This window comes from Streptomyces sp. 4N509B, assembly GCF_052245655.1.
Taxonomy (GTDB): domain Bacteria; phylum Actinomycetota; class Actinomycetes; order Streptomycetales; family Streptomycetaceae; genus Streptomyces.
Map to the genome: position 1 here is coordinate 76,345 of NZ_JBQQBZ010000009.1, position 20,271 is coordinate 96,615.

A 20,271-nucleotide genomic window follows, 5' to 3' on the forward strand; every position below is an offset into this window, starting at 1 on the left:
ACGAACACGACGAGGGCAGGAGAATGGGATGCGCGCGACACAGTTCGTCAAAGGCAGGGAGTTCGTCGTTGCATTCGACGACGGTGAGGAATTCTTCCCAGCACTTGAGGCGTTCTGCGCCGAACACGGCGTCCGTTCGGGCTACATCCCCGTCTTTCTCGGCGGATTCCGTTCCGCGCGCCTGGTCGGTACTTGCGGCCCACTGGAGGACCCCGATGCGCCGTTGTGGGAGTCGGTGCAGGTGGAGTTTCTGGAAGCGTGCGGCAGCGGCACCCTCGCCTGGGATCCCGACGACGACTGCTTGGCCCCGCACATCCATCTCAGCGCGGGCCTGAAGGGCGACAACGCCCACGGGCGCACCAGTCACCTGTTGGAGGGCGTCGTCCAGTTCATCAACGAACTCGTCGTTGTCGAGGTGGTCCAGCCCGATCTTCTCCGCCCCAGGCGCGCGGACCTTTACAACGTGCCGCTGCTGACGTTCGCCGAGGAATGAGCGAGGGCACAGACGTGGAGCTGATCGGCGGCGGCATGGCCAATCGGGCGGGTCCGGCACCGTTCAACGAGTCTCGTCGTCCTTCCATGTTCAGTGGGGCGTTGGAGTGGATCACTGCGACCCTCTCGCACGGAGTGCGTCAGAGCCTCCGGTGAGTTCGGCCGGCACCAGCCCGTCCGCGGCGATCACCGCCTCACCAGGTTCAGGATCAGCGTGGCGATGTCCTCCGGAGCCTCCTCGGCCATGAAGTGGCCCGCCTGGGTGGTGAAGTGTTGAAGGTCGGCGACCCACGGCTGCCAGATCGCGGTGGCGTCGAATCCGAGCTGTTGGCCCCAGTCCTGCTGGACGACCGTCACCGGCATGGTGAGCCGGGTGCCGGCGTCCAGATCGGCTTGGTCATGTGCAACGTCGACGGTAGCGGTGGCGCGATAGTCGGCGACGATCGACGGAACGGCGTCCCGGCATGCGCGAAGGTACTGGGCGCGTACGTCGGCCGGTATCGCGTCGGAGCTCGTGGACCAGGTGTCGAGGAAGTGGCCGAAGAACGTATCGGCGCTGTTGGCGATCATCTGCTCGGGCAGACCGGGCGGCTGGGCCATGAGATACAGGTGGAAGGCGACCGCTGCTCCAGCCCCGTGGAGGACGTTCCAGGTGTCCAGAGTGGGAACGATGTCCAGGATTCCCAGGTGGCTGATCCGATTCGGGTGGTCCAGGCCGGCCCGGAAGGCAACGTGTGCGCCGCGGTCGTGCCCGACCAGCGCGAACCGGTCACATCCGAGTGCGTCGGCCAGACCGATGATGTCCGCGGCCATCGTCCGCTTCGAGTAGGTGTCCTCGGCGAGGGCTTCCGGCTTGCTGCTGGCGCCGTAGCCGCGAAGGTCGGGGCAGACCACGGTGTGGTGCTCGGCCAGGATGGGAGCGACACGCCGCCACATCAGGTGGGTCTGCGGAAATCCGTGGAGCAGCACGAGGGCCGGTCCATGTCCGCCGACCGCCGCGTTCAGTTCAACGCCGTCAGCCACACCGATCGACCTGGTCTCGAACCCCGGAATAACGATGCCCATCGTTGCCGGCCTCCTTCTATCGAACGCGTGAGCTCATGCCGCTCACGCGTGGATGCGTGTACGACAGGGAGGATCGGAGAGCCGGATCAGCAGTGAATCAGCAGCAGCCCGAAGCCGACGACGATGGGAACGACAATGAGGACATGGAGATCGTCGTCAAGGTGCTCGGACCGATCGAGGTCATGGACACCGAGGGCCGCCCTGTAGCGGTGGGTAGCCGACGCCGCCGCGAGCTTCTGGGACGGCTGGTCGCGGCTGACCGCCGGGCCGTCCCGCTGTCGGTGCTCGTCGATGATCTCTGGGAGGACCCCCCTCCCACAGCGGCCGGGACCGTCCGCACCTTCGTCGCCGAACTGCGCCGCGCCCTCGAACCGGATCGTCCCCCGCGAACCCGCTCACACGTCATCGAGACCGTCGGTACCGGATACGCCCTACGGATCCCACGGGCACACGTCGACGCCCACCGTTTCGAGGACGCCCTTGCGGCCGTGCGCGACGCCCCCAGCGGCCAGGTCGCCAGTGCGCTGAGCGAGGCGCTCTCGTGGTGGCAGGGCGAGCCGTACGCAGACCTCGACGCCTCTCCCTGGCTGACACCAGAGCGCACCCGCCTGACAGAACTTCACCACCAAGCCGTCGAGCTGCGCGCCCGGGCGCTACTCGACCTCGGACGCGGCGCGCCCCTCATCCCAGAGCTGGAGACGTTCGCAACCACACACCCCTGGCGGGAGCATGCCTGGGTCCTGCTGTCCCACGCTCTCTACCAAGCCGGCCGCCAGGTCGACGCGCTGGCCTCGCTACGTCACGCGCGGACCAGGCTGCTGGATCAGTTCGGACTGGAATCGGTGGACAGCCTCGACCATCTCGAACGTGACATCCTCCGGCACGCTGCGCACCTCACTCCCACGCCCCGGGAAGAGGACCGGCTGAGCCTGCTCACACGCACAGAAGCGACGGGAACCTACACCCGGCTGCGCTCCATGACCACCGTGGCCAGGGCCGCCGCCATCACAGGCGGCACCAACCTGGTACTGGCCCAAGAGCAACGCGCCGCGGCAGCCACGGAAGCCGAACGGACGGGAGACTCCGGCCTGACCGCCCGCGTGATCGCGGCGTACGACGTCCCCACCGTCTGGACGCGCGCCGACGATCCCGAACGTTCCGAGGCCCTGGTCGCAACCACTCGACGCACTCTGCACCGACTCGGGCCAGGGGCTCCACCCGCGCTTCGAGCACGTCTCCTCGCCACCATCGGGCTCGAGCATCGCGGAACCCGCGACCGCTGGGCCGCCGAGGCGGCGACCGAAGCCGAACAGCTTGCCCGGGACCTACGCGACCCCAACCTGCTGGCCCTCGCGCTCAACGCCCGATTCGTGCAGTCCTTCCAGCACCCCGGGCACACCGCCGAACGCGACGCCATTGCCGGCGAGCTCATCGACCTCTCCACGCGACATGACCTACCGCTGTTCGAGATCCTCGGCCATCTGATCAGGATCCAGGTCTACGCGGCCCGCGGCGACACGGAGGCCGCGCAACGCCACGTCCTGGCGGCCGAGCGGCTCGCCACCAGCCACGAGACCCCGCTCGTTCACGTGCTCACCTCCGCCTTCCACACCATGTGCCTGGCAGAACGATCGAACGACCCCGCCGAGGTCGCTCACGCCTACCGCTCCCTGGCCACCGACCTCGCCGGCACCGGCATGCCCGGGGTTGCAGCCGGCATCTTCCCGCTCGCGCTCCTCTCACTCCGCGTGCGCCACCAACGCCCCGCGCCCACGGACCCCGACCTCGACTGGGGCCCCTACCGTCCCTGGGTCCAGCCCCTCCTCGACCTGGCCCGCGGCAACCTCACAGCGGCCCGCCACGCCGCGGCCACCCTCCCCACACCCCCTGCAGACCACCTGTACGACTCACTCTGGGCCGTCAACGCACATACAGCGAACCTGCTCCAGGACGAATCGCTCGCCACACAAGCGCACGACGCCCTTTCCCCCCTGTGCGGCGAGATCGCGGGCGGGACAACCGCCATGATCACCTTCGGCCCGGTCAACGACATCCTGGCGACCCTCGATCAGCAACTCAACCGGCGATAACGCCCACCCCGCGCACCGGAGCCCCGCCTGCTGTCCTGCGTCAACAACGTCCGACCCCGCAACAGCCAGGGCGTTTCCTTCGGATCATCCTGCTGACCAGACGAAGATGGCGGCGAGGTGGAGTCCGGCGAGGTAGACGGTGGCGGTCAGCGTCGAGCGCTGCATCAACAAGCTCAAGCAAGGGCGCGGCCTGGCCCCCCGCAGGGCGGAGGGCTCGGCGGGGGAACCGTCATCAGTGGGGAAACTGGCGACGGCCGAGCCGCAGCCCACACGGCCCGCTCACCGGGGCAGCCCTGTCCGGAACAGCCGTGTCAGCAAACGTGGAACAGACCCGGGCGTGATCAGCCAGGCCTCTTCTTCATGGCCTGGCTGGCGGTCCACCGGCAAGTGTTCCGGCACCTGGTCCGCGAGCGTCCTGGGGCCGCGGCGGTGGCCCAGGTGAGTTGGAGCGCGCCGAGGCCGATCTGCGTTGCCGGCGGCTTCCCTCGCCACGGCATCCACGCTCCAGTGCCGTCGGTTCGGCCCTCACGCCAGAACCAGGTCGCGTTGCCGTGCTGCGAACGCCCCCCCTGGCATCGCCCCGCACGCCAGTCCAGGCCGCAGCCTCGCTTTCCGGTCCCGGGAACGGTTCTGACTCCCGGCTCACGGCAGATTCCTTGCTCGCCACCCACCCCTGTCATCAACTCTGTTTGTTTCATTGACACTTCACTCAAAAGACCTACTCTTGGGAGCTGGGAGCGCTCCATAGCAGCCTTGCGACTAGAAGGAGTTCCCCCCATATGCGCAGACAGAGACCGCTAATCGGGCGTTCGCGGTCGTCCCTCCGCCAGCCTCTCCAGGTGCTCGTCATGCTGTTCGCCCTGGTTGCCGGCGCACTGGCCTGGTCGCCCCCCGCCCAGGCTCACGGCACCATCATCAACCCCGCCTCCCGCGCGTACCAGTGCTGGAACACGTGGGGCAGCAACCACACGAACCCGGCCATGCAGACCCAAGACCCCATGTGTTGGCAGGCCTTCCAGGCCAACCCCGACACCATGTGGAACTGGATGAGCGCGCTCCGCGACGGCCTCGGTGGCCAGTTCCAGGCGAGGACCCCCGACGGGACGCTCTGCAGCAACAACCTCTCAAGGAACGCCAGCCTGGACAGGCCCGGGGCGTGGAAGACGACCAACATCAGCAACAACTTCACGGTCCAGCTGTACGACCAGGCGTCCCACGGTGCCGACTACTTCAGGGTCTACGTGAGCAAGCAGGGCTTCAACCCCGCGACCCAGACCCTGGGTTGGGGCAACCTCGATTTCATCACGCAGACCGGCCGCTTCGCCCCGGCGCAGAACATCTCGTTCCCCGTCCAGACCTCCGGCTACACCGGACACCACATCGTGTTCGTGATCTGGCAGGCCTCGCACCTCGACCAGGCCTACATGTGGTGCAGCGACGTGAACTTCGGCTGAGCCGGGGAGCACCGTACACGGCACCGGCCTCTGCCAGCCGGTAAGCCGCCGCCCGGCCGACCGAGCTCCGTCGGGGCAGGGGACCCATTGGGTCACCCTGCCCCGACGGGGCTTCCTGCGCTCCCAGGTGCTGTGACCGGAAACTGGTGCCGGGATGGCTGGAGGGCAGGGACGGGCGGCCGGAGGGCTACTGCTACCGGCAGATGATCGACGCGGTCCGCTACGTCGGCCTGGCCCCGGGCGCGCCCCGGACGACCAGCGGTTCTGGCGGGCCACCATGCCCGGCGTCGAGACCGGCAACTACGGCGCGGTGGAGGACCCGGCCCGCAACCGCGTGAGCCTGAACACGGTGATCACGCACTGGCCGGACATGCTGAAGGTCGCCGGCTCCCTGGTCACCAACCAGGTCCGCGCCTACGACCTGCTGCGCATGTTCGGCCGCGAAGGACGGCCCACCCCGCTGGGCGCGGCGTTCGCCGAGCACGGGCGAATCGCCGAGACCGAGCACCTGCTGCGGGTGGTCGACCCGGTTGACGACACCTACCGCCGGCAGACGAACCGGCAGCTCACCGTGCAGGAGTCCCGCCACAAGCTGGCGAGGGACGTGTGCCACGGCAAGCGTGACGCCATCCACCAGGCGTACCGGGACGGGATGGAGGACCAGCTCGGCGCGCTCGGCCTAGTCCTCAACGCCATCGTGCTGTGGACCACGAAGTACATCGACGCCGCCGTCGTCCAGCTGAAGGCCGAGGGCCACGAGATCCGGGACGAGGACATCGCACGGCTCTCCCCGCTCAAGCACCGCAACCTGAACCTGCTCGGCCGCTACAGCTTCACCGCCTCCACTCCCGCCGCCGGTGCCCTGCGTCCCCTACGCGACCCGGACGCGCCGGAGCCGGACGAGGACGACTGCGGCGAGGACGGGCAGTGCGGATGTGACGTGCCGTCCTCGGCGGTCGCGTGCCGATCAGCCGAGGGCGGGTTGGCCGCCCATCGCGCTGAGTGTGGCGCCGTTGACGTAGCTGGCATCGGGGGAGGCCATGAAGGTGATGGCTCCGGCGATTTCCTCGGGGTCGGCGAGGCGCTGGAGAGCGACGGCCCGTCCTGCGGATTCGAAGGCGTCGCCGTAGGCGGCGGTGCCCTCCGTGCGGGTGGGACCGGCGGCGACGGCGTTGACGCGGACTCCGGCGGGGCCGTACTCGGCGGCCCAGACGCGGGTGAGGGATTCCAGGGCGGCTTTGGTGGCTCCGTAGATGCCGCTGCCGAGGCCGGGGGTGTCGGCAGCGCCGCTGCTGACGTTGATGATGGCGCCGTGTCCGCGTTCGGTCATGCCGGGGGCGAGGGCCTGGACGAGGAGGTAGGGGGCGCGGAGGTTGACGGCGATGTGGGCGTCGAAGGTGGCGGGGGTGGTGTCGACGGTGCGGGCGAAGTGGAAGATCCCCGCGTTGTTGACCAGGATGTCGACTTCTCCGGCCCGGTCGGCCAAGGCGGTGACCTGTGCGGGATCAGTCAGGTCGGCGGGCTCGAAGCGGGCTTTGGCGCCGAGGGCTTCGACACGCTGGAGGGTGTCGGCGGCGCGCTGCTCGTTGCGGCCGTGGACGATGACGTTGGCGCCGCGGGCGGCCAGAGCCTGAGCGGTGGCCCGTCCGATGCCGGCGGTGGCGCCGGTGACCAGAGCGGTCTGCTGAGCGAGGTCGTGGTGCATGGTCGTGCTCGTTCCTGTGCGGCGTCGGCTGTTTGCAGGCGGGGCTAATGGGTGCGCTGGGCGGTCAGGACGGTGTCGTGGATGGTGACCTGTCGACCGTCGGGTGTGGTGGCGGTGCGGGGGCGGGCGGTGCGGGTGACGGGCTTCCAGGCGTGTGCGGGGAGGTCGTCGATGAGGTCGTCGGCGGTGTAGAAGATGTCGGGTTCGGGCGGGCGGGGCATGGCGGTGTCCAGGTCGCTGGGGTGGTGGCCGATGATCACCAGATGTCCGTCGCGGGCGACTCGTGAGGCGAGGGCGGCGAAGACGGCGAGGCGCAGGGGTGAGGGGAAGTGGAGGAAGGAGGCGGTGACGAGGTCGTAGCAGGGGGCGCCGTCATCGTGGGGTGTCCAGGTGCGGATGTCGGCCTTCTGCCAGGTGAGGCGGCCGGCCAGTGCGGCCGGGGTGTGGTCGGCTGCGCGGGCGAGGGCCTGGGCGGAGAAGTCGGTGCCGGTGACCTGCCAGCCTGCCTGGGCCAGCCAGAGGGCGTCGGCGCCCTCGCCGCATCCCGCCTCCAGCGCCGTACCCGGCACGAGCGCGCTTGCTGCCTCGACGAGGGCGGGGTTGGGCTGTCCGCTCCACAAGGGGTCGGGCTGGTGGTAGCGCTGGTCCCAGAACGCGGCTTCGTAGCGCGGATCGGTGTCACTCATCAGGAGTTCTCCAGGGTGTGGTCGGGGGTCTGGGGTGATCAGGCGGGGGTGGTGTCGGGGGCGGGGATGCGGCGCGCCCAGAGGCCGAACAGGAGCAGGCCGGCCAGAGGGAAGGCGGCGGTCGCGAGCAGGGTCGCTCCCAGACCGCCCTCCAGGCCGCCGGTGGCGGACAGCACGCTGGTCAGGACGGCCAGGCCCATGCCGCCGCCGAGTTGCTGCAGGCCTTGGGTGAGACTGGCGGCGGCGCCGATGTGCTCGGTGGGGGCCTGGTGCATGATCACGGCGGTGACGGGGGCGAAAGTGGCGCCAGCACCCGCGCCCAGCAGGATCGAGGGCAGCAGCACGGTGACGATCGAGGTGTGCGCGTCGGCGTCGGCCGCCACCAGCGCCATCCAGGCGATGCCCAGCACCAGCCCGGCAAGTCCCGTGCTGCCGATGACGCGCTCGCCCAGGCGCGGCAGCAGCCAGGGGGTGAGCTGGTTGGTGGCGATCAGGCCGGCGGTGAAGGGCACCAGGGCAAGGCCGGTCTGGATCGGGGTGAAGCCCAGCACCTGCTGGGTGAGCAGGGTGGTGAAGAACAGGAAGCCGACCTGCCCGGCCGGAACGACCAGCATCGCCAGCAGCGGGCCCGAGCTGCGCATGGAGGAGAAGAACGCCGGCGGCATCACCGGATACGGATGCCGGCGCTCACACACCACCAGGGCCACGAGCGCGAGAGCGGCGACAGCGAACGACCCGACCACCACCGGGCTGCTCCAGCCGCGGTCGGCGGCTGAGGTGAAGGCGAACACCAAAGCCACCATCGCCAGGATCGAGGTCGTAGCTCCGCCGATGTCCAGCGAGGTGCGCCGGCGCTCCATCTCCGGCAGGTTGCGCACCGCCCCCAGCAGCACCGCAAGCCCGATGGGGGCGTTGACGAACATCACCCATTCCCAGCCCAGCGTCTGCGTCAGGACACCGCCCGTCAGCAGCCCGACCGCGGCTCCTGCGCCCACGGCCAGGACGAACATCGCCATCGCACGCGAGCGCTGCGGGCCCGGCGCGGTGATCCCCATCAGCAGCACCATCACGCTGGGCGCCGCCATCGCCGCACCCACCCCCTGCAGGGCGCGCGCCGCCACCAGGACCCCCGCTGACGGCGCGAGCCCTCCCGCGATGGAAGCGATCACGAAGACGGAGACGCCCAGGTCCAGAGCGCGGCGCGGCCCGATCATGGAGCCGACCTTCCCGCTCAGCAGAATCAGCCCGCCGAAGGTCAGCGCGTATGCGGTGACGACCCAGGACAGACCCGCGCTGGAAAAGCCCAGCTCACCACCGATGTCGGGCAGGGCCACATTCACGATCGAGGTATCCACGACGAACATCAGCTGCGTCAGCACCAAGATCACCACAGCCAGTGCCACCGGCCCACGCCGCACTGCCACCGCCGCGCCGGGCGTAGCCGCGGCCCGCGGCGCCTCCGGCGCCTCGGTCCTGCTGTCGTTGCTCATCACGTCTCCATCACGTGCGGCGGACCCGATCGGCGCGCCTGAGCCCACAGTCACGCCGACCGTGCCGGAGCGCAAAGATCCTTGCTGCGGTGGCAAGGTGGAGGATGGATGACGAGACACAGTCGACGATGGCCGCGGTCGGCCCCCGCCTCAAAGGGCTGCGCACCCAGCGCAACCTCTCCCTGACAGCCCTCGCCGAAGCCACCGGCATCTCCCTCAGCACGCTCTCGCGTCTGGAATCAGGCCAGCGCCGCCCCACCCTCGAACTGCTCCTGCCCCTGGCCCGGGAACTGCGCGTGGACATCGGCCAGCTCATCGGCGCCCCGCAGACGGGCGACCCCCGCCTGCACCTTCAGCCCGTCACCCGCCACGGCATGACCATGCTCCCGCTCAACCGACGGGCAGGCAGCCTGCAAGCCTACAAATTGATCATCTCGCCGAAGACGCGCTCGCCCGAACCCGAGCAGGCCAGCCACGAGGGCTACGAGTGGATCTACGTCCTCGACGGCCGACTGCGCCTGGTCCTGGGCGACAACGATCTGATCATGGGCCCGGGCGAAGCCGCCGAGTTCGACACCCGCACCCCCCACTGGTTCGGCAACGCCGACGAACACCCCGTCGAAATTCTCAGCCTCCTCGGCCACCAAGGAGAACGCGCACACCTCCGCGCCCGCACCACACCACGATGAACCCACTGTGGCTAGGTACCGTCAACGGCCCACCTGATGAGCCGCTTGTGAGCGGTCTGGAACGAGCCGAGCCTGCCGGTGCGGTCAGGTCGCGAAGCTTCGGTGAGGAGGTCCTGGATGCCGCGCCAGCTCGCCGAACTTGAAGCCGAGGAGCAGGAAGCTCCCACCTATGAGCTCCTTGGGATGCTCCCCATCACCTCAACGGATCTGAACGAGATGCCGGACGACCTCTCCCGCCGTCTCGTCGAAGCCTTCAGGCTGGAGATCCGCTACGACCGGAAGACCAACCTGGCCGACCGCCGCATCACCCTCACGGCGGATACCGTCGGCCACGTCGCCACCGCAGCCAACCTGACGAGCGGAGCGACTAATAACCCTCTACCGCAAAGTAACCAAAACGGACGCCCTGCGAAGGCTGTGGGGGAGGAGGAAAGAGGAGTGATGACTCAAAGTCACGGCGCGCAGTCATCCTTCTGTATGGTGCCCCCGGCAGGACTCGAACCTGCGGCCAAGCGCTTAGAAGGCGCCTGCTCTATCCACTGAGCTACGGGGGCCGGTCTCCCTCACATGGCAGGACGGGGACGCGCCCCCCGTGGTGACCTCGCCGCGCACACAGGATAGGGCTTCGAGGGGTTCGTTCCCGTTGCTTCACGCCAACGCCGTCGTGTGGAGATCTAGTGAAGCAGCTCCTGATAATCCCAGGAGGAGGCGAGGAGCGCAGCGTCTTTGGTGCTCCGGGGGGAGGGGTGTTGCGCAGTCGTTATCCCGGACCCGTGGTAAGCGGCGGGGCGCGGCTCGCGGGAGGTGCTTGGGAAAACGCTCAAAATTGGGCATTCTGCGCTTGTGGTGACCTTGGAAGCACGGCCTGATCTGCTGGACGCCCTCACCGTACTGCGGGAGCGTCTCGCCGCCGTGCGCTTCCCGCTCGCACTGCCCGGCGCCGAGCGGGCCCGGCGCACGCGGGGCGAGCTGCTCGCCCAGCTCGACGGCTACCTGCTGCCCCGGCTGCGCGCGCCCGAGGCCCCGCTGCTGGCCGTTCTCGGCGGCTCCACCGGCGTCGGCAAGTCCACCCTGCTGAACTCCCTGGTCGGCCGGCCGGTCAGCGCTGCCGGGGTGCTGCGTCCCACCACCCGGACGCCCGTGCTGGTCTGTCACCCGGATGACCGCCGCTGGTTCACCGGGCCGCGCGTCCTGCCCTGGCTGGAGCGGGTCGGCCGCCGCCGCTACGGCGTGAGGGACACCGGGGGCGTCGAGGCGGAGGAGGTGATGGTGGTGGAGGCCGACCCGGCGGTGCCGGCGGGGGTCGCGCTGCTGGACGCCCCGGACATCGACTCCCTCGTGGCCTCCCACCGCGACCTCGCGGCCGACCTGATCTGCGCCGCCGACGTCTGGCTCCTCGTCACCAGCGCCTCCCGCTACGCCGACGCCCTCCCGTGGAACCTGCTGCGCAGCGCCCGCGAGTACGACGTCACCCTCGCCACCGTCCTGGACCGGGTGCCGCACCAGGTGGCCGCGGAGGTCTCGCTGCACTACGACACGCTGCTCCAACGCGCCGGGCTCGGCGACGTGCCGCGCTTCACCGTGCCCGAGCTGCCCGAGGCCGTCGCGGGCGGCGAGGGGGTGCTGCCGGCGTCCGCCACCGCGGAGCTGCGCGACTGGCTGGCCGGGCGGGCCCTCGACCGCGCCTCCCGGGCCCGGGTCGCCGCCCGCACCGCCGCGGGCGCGATCGCCTCGCTCCGCGGCCGGGTCGCCGGCCTGGCGAGCGCCTGCGCCGCGCAGTACGCCACGGCCGTCCGCCTCGACCAACGGCTCGCCGAGGCGTACCAGGAGGCCGCCCACCGGGTGCGGTCCTGCCTGACGGGGGGTGAGCTGCTGACCGGTCAGACCCGCGCGCTGTGGCTCGCCTTCCCCGACGACGCCAGCGGCGAGGAGCTGCTGGACCAGTTCACCGAGGCGCTGACCGGGCTGCTGGCCGAGGCGGTGGCAGCCGCCGACAGCGCCACCGACGCCGCGTGGCGGCGCGTGCCGGGCGCGCCGACCGGCGGGGAGGACACGACCGAGGCGATCGGGGAACGCGCGGGCGTGGCCGTGCGGCGGCTGCGGCGGTGTCTGGAGGAGCTCGTCGAGGAGGCCCGCGCGATCGCGGGAGGCGGGCTCGGGGTGCCGCTCGGCGCGCCGACGACGGTCGGGGCCCGGTCACGGCCCGCGGTCGGGCACCGGGCCGGGGTCGGGCGGCCGGGCTCGGGACCAGGCTCGGCTCAGCGAGCCGGAGCCGGAGCCGGAGCCGGAGCCGGGGCCGGGACCGGGGCCGGGACCGGGACGAGGGACGAGGACGGGGAGGGGGGCGGAGGCGGACGGAAGGGACGGCGGCGCCGCGAGGCGCGCGCCACGGCGGAGGAGACCGAGTGCGTCGCGCTGCTGGCCGTCGCGCTGACGGGCGGCAAGACCGCCGCGGTGGCCCAGCAGACCCTCGCGGGCACCGTCGGCACCGCGGCCTCCGCGCGACTGCGCCAGCAGGGCGCACGGCTGCTCGCGGAGTGCGTCGACCGCCTGCTCGCCAGCGAACGCTCCCGCCGTGGCGCGCCCCTCCAGGGCCTGGAGGTCGGCCAGGGGCGGCAGGCCGAACTCGTCGCCGCCCTGTCGACCGTCCATGCGCTCCACACCACGGCGGCGCGGCAGGCCCAGGGCCACGAGCGGAACGGGCACAGCGACGGGCACAGCGAGACGATGCGGAAGGAGGCCGCCCGATGAGCCACGTGCGGTACCTCGGCCAGACGAGGCGGACGAGCCCCACGGACCCCGCGAGCCACACCGACTACGGCGGGCAGGACGCCAGGACAGTCCGCGTCGACCACCACCAGCGGGTCTCCGACCTCGCCGACGCGCCACCCGCCCCCGGCCAGCCCGTCCCCGGCACCGCCCTCGGCCGTCGCCTCGACGCGCTCCGCGAACTGCTCGGCCTCTCCCACACCCGCCTCGGTGGCGACGTCCCCGCCACCGTCGCCGCCGGCCGGGTGCTGGGCGAGGCCGCCGCCCGCCGGCGGCTGCCCGACACCTACACCACCGTCGCCATCGCCGGCGCGACCGGCACCGGCAAGTCGACGCTCTTCAACGCCCTGGCCGGCGCCCAGCTGTCGGAGTCCGCCGTGCGCCGCCCCACCACGGCCGCGCCCGTCGCCTGCATCTGGGACAACGGCAGGAACGGTGCGAGCCCCGAGGGCCTGCTGGAGCGGCTCGGCATCCCGGCCCGTGCCCGCCGCCGCGCCCACCTCGTCGACCCCGCGCTGCGCGGCCTGATCCTCCTCGACCTGCCCGACCACGACTCCCTCGACGCCACCCACCGCGAGCAGACCGACCGGCTGCTGGGCCTGGTCGACGCCGTCATCTGGGTGGTGGACCCCGAGAAGTACGCCGACGCGCTGCTCCACGAGCACTACCTGCGCGCCTTCGCCGGCCACGCCGAGGTCAGCCTCATCGTCCTGAACCAGGCCGACCGGCTGCCCGTCGAGGCCGTCGACACCGTCCTGGACGACCTGCGCCGGCTGCTGGACGAGCGCGGCGTGCCGCTCGGGGAGCACGGCGAGCCGGGAGCCCGCGTGCTGGCGGTGTCGGCGCTCACGGGGGAGGGCGTGAACCAGGTGCGGCGTGAGGCCGCCGCGTTGCTCGCCGGCCGCGACGCCGCCGCCCGCCGCCTCGCGGCCGACGTCGACGGCGTGGCGCGGCGGCTGCGCCCGCTCTACGTCGCGGAGGACGGCAGCACCCCGGCGGGCCTCACGGCGCGCGCCCGGGAGGAGTTCGAGGACCGGCTCGCCGACGCCGTCGGCGCCTCGGCCGCCGGACAGGCCGCCGAGCGCGGCTGGCTGCGCCGCGCCGACCGCGCCTGCGGGACCCCCTGGTCGCAGGCCCTGCGGCGGCTGGCCTTCCACCAGGCCGAGCGGCGCGGCGAGCCCCCGGCGTTGGCCGCGAAACGGCTGCGGGCCGCCGAGCCGCCCACGGTCTCGCGGCCCGAGGTCGAGCAGGCGGTCCGCCGCCTGACGGAGGTCGCGACCGTCGGGCTGCCGCGCCCCTGGGGCCAGGCGGTCAGCGCGGCGGCCTGGCGCGGCGCGGCGCGGCTGCCGCGCGCGTTGGAGTCGGCGGTGGCGGGCGAGACCACGGGCGCGTTGCCCCGTCCCCGCTGGTGGTCGGCGGCGGCCGTCGGACAGGCGATCCTGCTCGCGGCGCAACTCCTCGGCCTGTGCTGGCTGCTGACGGCCCTCGTCGGCGAGCCGGTGGTGGGGCGCTGGCTGCCGCTGGTGCTGATGGCCGGCGGCGCGCTCGGCGGGCCGCTGCTGGCGTGGGCCTGCCGGATCGCCGCCCGCGGCCCCGCCCGCGCCTACGGGCAACAGGAGGAGTGGCGGCTACGCCGCGTCGCGGCCGACCGCGGGCACGCCTACGTGCTGGAGCCGGTCGCCGCCGAGCTGCTGCGCTACCGGGAGGTGCGGGAGAGGTACGCCCTGGTCGCCTCCCCCGCGGGCCGGACCGCCCCGCCCCTGTGACGTCGCGTCAGTCCGACGCGGTCCGGGCGGTCGGGCGGTCCGGGCAGCCCGGCCGGTCCGAACGGGCAGACGCCCCGGCCACGGGTGTAACGATTCCAGCAAGGTATGTGTAACTCGAGCGTCACCGGGGGACATTGGCCCGTCACTCTCTCTACGATCCACCGTACGCACGGGGACTACGGTGAGCGTGCGACAGCCGCACGTCAGTGCGCCTGTCTGCGCGTCCTGTGACTATCTGTGGAGGGGACACACCCATGTTCTTCGCACGCAGGCGGGCAGCCGTCCGCCTCGCGGCCACCACCTTCGCGGCCGGCCTTCTCACGGCCGGAGCCATCGCGACCGCGGGACCGGCCGCCGCCCAGACCGTCAACCCACGCGACGGCGGCGTCACCGCCTCGCTGGACGGCCTGACGGTCTTCGACCGGATCGACGTCGTCATCGACGGCGAGACCCGGACGTACGGCGGTGGCCTGTTCAACCTGACCGCCGACGACGGCGGCACGCTGCAGACGTACTGCATCGACTTCAACACCGGCGCCCAGACCGGCGCCCAGTACAAGGAGACCCCCTGGGAGTCCTCCTCGCTCCAGGGCAACCCGGACGCGGGCCGGATCAACTGGATCCTCCAGAACTCCTACCCCTCGGTTGACGACCTCGCCGCCCTCGCCTCGCAGGCCGGCGTCGACGCGCTGACCGCCGAGCAGGCCGCCGCGGGCACCCAGGCCGCGATCTGGCACCTGTCGGACGGCGTCGAGGCCACGCCGCAGAACGAGAACGCCGCCGCGCTGACCGACTGGCTGCTGGCGAACGCCGAGGAGGTCGCCGAGCCGGGTGCCTCCCTCCAGCTCTCCCCGCCGCAGGTCGCCGGCAAGCCGGGCGAGATCATCGGCCCGATCACCGTCTCCACCACGGCCGACGCCGTCCACGTCACCCCCGACCAGGCCGCGGCCGACCAGGGCGTGACCATCGTCGACGTCAACGGCGAGTACGTCACCGAGTCCGACCCGGTGACCGACGGCACCGAGCTGTACTTCTCCGTGCCCGCCGACGCCGCGGACGGCACCGCCTCGCTGACCGCCACCGCCACCTCCCAGGTGCCGGTCGGTCGCGCCTTCACCGGCATCGACACGGTGACGCAGACCATGATCCTCGCCGGTTCCTCCTCCTCCGAGGTGACCGCCGGCGCCTCCGTCACCTGGGCCGCCGAGGGCCCGGCCCCGGCCGTCACGGCGCAGGAGAACTGCGCCGAGGGCGGCGTGGACATCACGGCCACCAACGAGGGCGACCAGCCGTTCGTCTTCGTCCTGGACAACCAGGAGTACGAGGTCGCCCCCGGCGACTCGGAGACCGTGACCTTCCCTGTCGAGAACGGGCAGGGCTACGAGATCACGATCACCGGCCTGGACGGGAGCCAGGAGTGGAGCTTCGAGGGCTTCCTCGACTGCGACACCGCGGGTGACGGCGGCATGGAGCAGATCGACGAGGACGAGCTGACCCCCGCCACCACGGGCGGCAGCAGCCCGGACCTGGCCGAGACCGGCAGCGACAGCGGCAGCCCGGTGATGATCGCCGGCATCGCCGCCGCCCTGCTGGCGGTCGGTGGCGCCACGGTGATCTACCTCCGCCGCAGGCAGGGCGCGACCGCGGCGCAGTGACACCCGGTCGCGGACCACGGGCGTGACGGCGAGCCGGTGACGGCGAGCACGTCCAGCCCACCCAGTGACCGACCCCGGGGCGGGTCCGGCAACCAGCCGGGCCCGCCCCCGTCGTGCGTGCCCCGTGCGTGCCCGTACGTCTCCCACCCCCGCCCCCTCGTCCCCATCCCCCTCCTCGTCCCGCCGTGGTTTCCGTCTCGGCGGGCCCATGCGGCAGGATGGGTTGCGTTCGCTCTCCTGCCCGCTTCGTGATCTGCCCGGACGGTTTGACTTGGCTGAGTACATCTACACCCTGCGTAAGGCGCGCAAGGCCCACGGCGACAAGGTCATCCTTGACGACGTCACCCTGAGCTTCCTGCCCGGGGCGAAGATCGGCGTGGTGGGCCCGAACGGCGCCGGTAAGTCCACGGTGCTGAAGATCATGGCCGGTCTGGAGCAGCCCTCGAACGGGGACGCGTTCCTGGCGCCCGGGTACAGCGTCGGCATCCTGCTCCAGGAGCCGCCGCTGGACGAGACCAGGACGGTCCTGGAGAACGTCCAGCTCGGCGTCGCCGAGACGAAGGCGAAGCTCGACCGGTTCAACGAGATCGCCGAGCTGATGGCCACGGACTACTCCGAGGCCCTCATGGAGGAGATGGGCACCCTCCAGGAGCAGCTCGACCACCTCGGCGCCTGGGACCTCGACGCCCAGCTGGAGCAGGCCATGGACGCCCTGGGCTGCCCCCCGGGCGACTGGCGGGTGACGAACCTCTCCGGTGGTGAGAAGCGCCGCGTCGCGCTCTGCCGGCTGCTGCTGGAGCAGCCCGACCTGCTGCTGCTGGACGAGCCGACCAACCACCTCGACGCCGAGTCCGTGCTCTGGCTGGAGCAGCACCTCGCGAAGTACCCGGGCACCGTCGTCGCCATCACCCACGACCGGTACTTCCTGGACAACGTCGCCGAGTGGATCCTCGAGCTCGACCGCGGCCGCGCCTACGCCTACGAGGGCAACTACTCGAAGTACCTGGAGACCAAGCAGGCCCGCCTGAAGGTCGAGGGCCAGAAGGACGCCAAGCGGGCCAAGCGCCTGAAGGACGAGCTGGAGTGGGTCCGCACCAACGCCAAGGGCCGCCAGGCCAAGTCCCGCGCCCGCCTCGCCCGGTACGAGGAGATGGCCGCGGAGGCGGAGAAGACCAGGAAGCTGGACTTCGAGGAGATCCAGATCCCGCCGGGCCCGCGCCTGGGTAACGTCGTCGTCGAGGTCGACCAGCTGCAGAAGGCGTACGACGGCAAGGTGCTGGTGGAGAACCTCTCCTTCACCCTCCCGCGCAACGGCATCGTCGGCGTCATCGGCCCGAACGGCGCCGGCAAGACCACGCTGTTCAAGATGATCCTCGGCATGGTCGAGCCGGACGCCGGCGGCGTCCGCGTCGGCGAGACCGTGCAGATCTCCTACGTGGACCAGAGCCGCGCCAACATCGACCCGAAGAAGTCGCTGTGGCACGTCGTCTCCGACGGCCTGGACCACATCAAGGTCGGACAGGTCGAGATGCCCTCCCGCGCCTACGTCAGCGCCTTCGGCTTCAAGGGCCCCGACCAGCAGAAGCCTGCCGGCGTCCTCTCCGGCGGCGAGCGCAACCGCCTCAACCTCGCCCTCACCCTCAAGCAGGGTGGCAACCTGCTGCTGCTGGACGAGCCGACCAACGACCTCGACGTCGAGACGCTCTCCTCGCTGGAGAACGCGCTGCTGGAGTTCCCCGGCTGCGCCGTGGTCATCTCCCACGACCGCTGGTTCCTCGACCGCATCGCCACGCACATCCTCGCCTACGAGGGCGACTCGCAGTGGTTCTGGTTCGAGGGCAACTTCGAGTCGTACGAGAAGAACAAGGTCGAGCGCCTGGGCCCCGAGGCGTCCCGGCCCCACCGCACCACGTACAAGAAGCTGACCCGGGGCTGAGCCGCCGTGCGACTCACCTTCTCGTGCCCGATGCGCTGGGCCGACATGGACTCCTTCGGGCACGTCAACAACGTCGTCTTCCTGCGGTACCTGGAGGAGGCCCGCTCCGACCTCTTCTTCCGGGCGGCGCGGGAGGCGTCGGTGACGGGCTTCTCCGGCGGCGCCGTGGTGGCCCGGCACGAGATCGACTACAAGCGGCCGCTGACGTACCGGCCCGAGCCGGTCGTCGTGGAGATGTGGGTGACGCGGCTCGGCGGCGCCTCGATCTCCGTGGCGTACGAGATCAAGGACCCGCCCGAGCCCGGCGAGGACGGTCCCGGCACGGTCTACGCGCGGGCCGCCACCGTCATCGTCCCCTTCGACCTGGAGCGGGGCACGCCCCGGCGGCTGACCAGGGACGAGCGCGCCTTCCTGGAGAAGTACCTCGACGACGACGCGTCCGCGGGCGCGTCCGACGCCGCGGACGCCCCGGACGCCCCGGGGGTGTCCGGGGCCGTCGCCTCGCGCGGCGGGGAGTAGGACGCGGGGAGTGGCCGTGACCGACCAGCGCCAGCTGGCTCTCGCCGAGCCCGGGGACGCCCGCGACCTGGCGGCGTTCCTCGGCCGCCAGCTCGGCTGGGACCGCGCCGCCGCCGCCCGCGTCACGGCCGGCGGCGGGGACGAGGAGCCCGGCGAGGTCGTCGCGGTCTTCACCCGGCCCGCCCGGTTCGACGTGCTGGCGGTCTGGCCTGGCCGGCTGAGCCGGCCGGCGCGGCTGGACGTCACCGTCGCGGCGGGCGAGCTGCTGGAGGGCATCGACGAGGAGCGGGCGCGGCTGACCGTGCCCGCCGCCGTCACCGGGCCCGCCTGGGCTGGCGTGCTGCCGCCCCGCGGCGGCTGGCGGCGGCTGTCCGAGCTGCGCCACGACGCGCTGCGGGCCGCGGCGGCGGCCGTCGTCGCCGAGTTCCGCGAGCGGACGGAGCGGCTGGCCGAGACGGAGCGCACGCGCGGGGCGCTGGACGCCCTCGCCGAGGAGATCTGGTCGCGGACCCTGGGCGGCACGCCGCTGCCGCTGCGCGCGGTCCACGCCGCCCACGCCCTCGGTTTCCTCCGCGCGCCGGACGCCCCGGCGGCGACGGCCGGGGCGACGTTGCTCAGCAGCGGCTCGTGGCTGCGGCTGACCACGCCGCTGGGCTCGATCGCCGCCCGCCGCACGGGAGTTCGGGGCCTGTCCCTCACGCCCGTGCCGCCTGCCTAGCGCCCCGCCCGGCCACCGCGCCCGCGCGGCCCGGAAGGCGCCGTCGCCCGGCCGGGGGCGGTGGGGGAGCATGGAGCCCATGGACCGTGGCTTTGACGTGATCGTGCTCGGCGTCGGCGGCATGGGCAGCGCCGCCGCCCACCACCTCGCGGCGCGCGGCGCCCGTGTGCTGGGGCTGGAGCGCTTCGGCCCCGTCCACCGCCAGGGGTCCAGCCACGGCGGCTCCCGCATCATCCGCCAGTCCTACTTCGAGGGCAGCGCCTACGTGCCGCTGCTGCTGCGCAGCTACGAGCTGTTCGAGCGGCTGGAGCGCGAGACCGGCCGCGACATCACGCTGCTGTGCGGCGGGCTGATGCTCGGGCGGCCCGACAGCCAGGCCGTCGCCGGCTCGCTCCACTCGGCCACCGTCTGGGACCTGCCCCACGAGATGCTGGACGCGGCCGAGATCCGGCGCCGCTTCCCCACCCTCGCGCCGGACGACGACGAGGTCGCGCTCCACGAGCGGCGGGCCGGCCTGGTCAGGCCCGAGGAGACGGTGGCCGCGCAGCTGGAGCGCGCCACCGCCGCCGGGGCACAGCTGCGGTTCGACGAGCCGGTCACCGACTGGGAGGTGACGGCGGGCGGCGTGCGGGTGCGCACCGCCACCGGCGGCGTGTACACGGCCGGGCACCTGGTGGTCACCCCCGGCGCCTGGGCGCCGTCCGTGCTGGCGGGGCTCGGCGTGCCGTTCACCGTCGAGCGGCAGATCATTCACTGGTTCGAGCCGACCGACGGCACCGCCGCCTACGCGCCGGAGCGTCAGCCGATCTATATCTGGGAGAAGGCGGGCACGCCCTCGCAGGTCTACGGCTTCCCGGCGATCGACGGTCCCGACGGCGGCGTGAAGGTGGCCTTCTTCCGCCGCGGCCAGCCGTGCGACCCGGAGACGATCGACCGGACCGTGCATCCCGAGGAGGTGGCGGAGATGGCCGAGCACGCGGGCCGGCTGCTGCCGACCCTGCCCGGGCGGCCGCTACGGTCCGTCACCTGCATGTACACCACGACGCCTGACGAGCACTTCGTGATCGCGCCTCATCCGGCGCACCGTGAGGTGACCGTCGCGTGCGGGTTCTCGGGGCACGGCTTCAAGTTCGTGCCCGTCGTCGGGGAGATCCTCGCCGACCTGGCGCTGGACGGCGAGACCGGGCACCCCATCGAGCTCTTCGACCCGCGGCGCTTCGAGGCCGCACGGCTCTGA

At 71.9% G+C, this 20,271-nt stretch carries 16 protein-coding genes, 1 tRNA gene and 1 pseudogene; 12 read left to right on the forward strand and 6 right to left on the reverse strand.

Annotation, left to right across the window (positions count from 1 at the left end; translation table 11 throughout):
* Positions 1-28: 28 nt before the first annotated feature.
* The gene (locus ACTWP5_RS11875; RefSeq protein WP_443220824.1) at positions 29-493 is read left to right on the forward strand and encodes a PPC domain-containing DNA-binding protein; all 465 of its coding nucleotides are present in this window, start codon (positions 29-31) and stop codon (positions 491-493) included.
* Positions 494-678: 185 nt separating this feature from the next.
* Here ACTWP5_RS11875 and ACTWP5_RS11880 read toward each other — a convergent pair whose 3' ends face one another.
* Positions 679-1,557 carry an alpha/beta fold hydrolase gene (locus ACTWP5_RS11880; RefSeq protein WP_443220825.1) on the reverse strand — a complete coding sequence of 293 codons (879 nt, stop codon included), beginning with the start codon at positions 1,555-1,557 and terminating at the stop codon, positions 679-681.
* A 92-nt stretch (positions 1,558-1,649) separates the two neighbouring features.
* Between ACTWP5_RS11880 and ACTWP5_RS11885 the strand changes: the two genes are divergently transcribed.
* From ACTWP5_RS11885 to ACTWP5_RS11895, 3 genes and pseudogenes are all read left to right on the forward strand, one after another.
* A complete protein-coding gene (locus ACTWP5_RS11885; protein WP_443220826.1) occupies positions 1,650-3,647 on the forward strand; it encodes a BTAD domain-containing putative transcriptional regulator in 1,998 nt (665 codons plus the stop codon).
* Between the two features lie 848 nt (positions 3,648-4,495).
* Positions 4,496-5,101: a lytic polysaccharide monooxygenase auxiliary activity family 9 protein gene (locus tag ACTWP5_RS11890; RefSeq protein ID WP_443220827.1), complete on the forward strand. Its 606-nt coding sequence runs from the start codon at positions 4,496-4,498 to the stop codon at positions 5,099-5,101.
* 253 nt (positions 5,102-5,354) lie between these two features.
* Positions 5,355-5,990, forward strand: a pseudogene (locus tag ACTWP5_RS11895) (Tn3 family transposase); the annotation flags it as partial.
* 78 nt (positions 5,991-6,068) lie between these two features.
* On the opposite strand, the gene ACTWP5_RS11900 reads toward ACTWP5_RS11895, so the two are convergent.
* Genes ACTWP5_RS11900 through ACTWP5_RS11910 form a run of 3 tightly spaced genes read right to left on the reverse strand, consistent with a single transcriptional unit; the run spans position 6,069 to position 8,982 of the window.
* Positions 6,069-6,806 carry an SDR family NAD(P)-dependent oxidoreductase gene (locus tag ACTWP5_RS11900; RefSeq protein WP_443220913.1) on the reverse strand — a complete coding sequence of 246 codons (738 nt, stop codon included), beginning with the start codon at positions 6,804-6,806 and terminating at the stop codon, positions 6,069-6,071.
* A gap of 44 nt (positions 6,807-6,850) precedes the next feature.
* Entirely contained in the window at positions 6,851-7,492 is a 642-nt protein-coding gene (locus ACTWP5_RS11905; RefSeq protein ID WP_443220828.1) for a class I SAM-dependent methyltransferase, read from the reverse strand.
* Positions 7,493-7,530: 38 nt separating this feature from the next.
* Complete coding sequence (locus ACTWP5_RS11910; RefSeq protein WP_443220829.1) at positions 7,531-8,982, reverse strand: MFS transporter; 1,452 nt, start codon at positions 8,980-8,982, stop codon at positions 7,531-7,533.
* A gap of 104 nt (positions 8,983-9,086) precedes the next feature.
* On the opposite strand from ACTWP5_RS11910, the gene ACTWP5_RS11915 reads away from it, so the two are divergent.
* Entirely contained in the window at positions 9,087-9,671 is a 585-nt protein-coding gene (locus ACTWP5_RS11915; protein WP_443220830.1) for a helix-turn-helix domain-containing protein, read from the forward strand.
* Between the two features lie 198 nt (positions 9,672-9,869).
* On the opposite strand, the gene ACTWP5_RS11920 is transcribed toward ACTWP5_RS11915, so the two are convergent.
* Both ACTWP5_RS11920 and ACTWP5_RS11925 read right to left on the reverse strand, forming a co-directional pair.
* Positions 9,870-10,004 carry a hypothetical protein gene (locus ACTWP5_RS11920; protein WP_443220831.1) on the reverse strand — a complete coding sequence of 45 codons (135 nt, stop codon included), beginning with the start codon at positions 10,002-10,004 and terminating at the stop codon, positions 9,870-9,872.
* Between the two features lie 145 nt (positions 10,005-10,149).
* A tRNA-Arg gene (locus ACTWP5_RS11925) sits at positions 10,150-10,225 on the reverse strand.
* Positions 10,226-10,514: 289 nt separating this feature from the next.
* On the opposite strand from ACTWP5_RS11925, the gene ACTWP5_RS11930 reads away from it, so the two are divergent.
* From ACTWP5_RS11930 to solA, 7 genes are all read left to right on the forward strand, one after another.
* Complete coding sequence (locus ACTWP5_RS11930) at positions 10,515-12,422, forward strand: dynamin family protein (RefSeq protein ID WP_443220832.1); 1,908 nt, start codon at positions 10,515-10,517, stop codon at positions 12,420-12,422.
* Positions 12,419-14,206, forward strand: a complete 1,788-nt coding sequence (locus ACTWP5_RS11935; protein ID WP_443220833.1) for a GTPase — start codon at positions 12,419-12,421, stop codon at positions 14,204-14,206. The genes ACTWP5_RS11930 and ACTWP5_RS11935 overlap by 4 nt, the downstream gene beginning before the upstream one ends.
* A gap of 254 nt (positions 14,207-14,460) precedes the next feature.
* Complete coding sequence (locus tag ACTWP5_RS11940) at positions 14,461-15,861, forward strand: Cys-Gln thioester bond-forming surface protein (protein WP_443220834.1); 1,401 nt, start codon at positions 14,461-14,463, stop codon at positions 15,859-15,861.
* A gap of 271 nt (positions 15,862-16,132) precedes the next feature.
* Positions 16,133-17,797: an energy-dependent translational throttle protein EttA gene (gene ettA, locus ACTWP5_RS11945; protein WP_443220835.1), complete on the forward strand. Its 1,665-nt coding sequence runs from the start codon at positions 16,133-16,135 to the stop codon at positions 17,795-17,797.
* A gap of 30 nt (positions 17,798-17,827) precedes the next feature.
* On the forward strand, positions 17,828-18,316 hold the full coding sequence (locus tag ACTWP5_RS11950) for an acyl-CoA thioesterase (RefSeq protein ID WP_443220836.1): 489 nt from the start codon (positions 17,828-17,830) through the stop codon (positions 18,314-18,316).
* A gap of 10 nt (positions 18,317-18,326) precedes the next feature.
* On the forward strand, positions 18,327-19,034 hold the full coding sequence (locus ACTWP5_RS11955; protein ID WP_443220837.1) for a hypothetical protein: 708 nt from the start codon (positions 18,327-18,329) through the stop codon (positions 19,032-19,034).
* 79 nt (positions 19,035-19,113) lie between these two features.
* Positions 19,114-20,271 (forward strand): N-methyl-L-tryptophan oxidase, encoded by a 1,158-nt coding sequence (solA, locus tag ACTWP5_RS11960; protein ID WP_443220838.1) that lies wholly within the window; start codon positions 19,114-19,116, stop codon positions 20,269-20,271.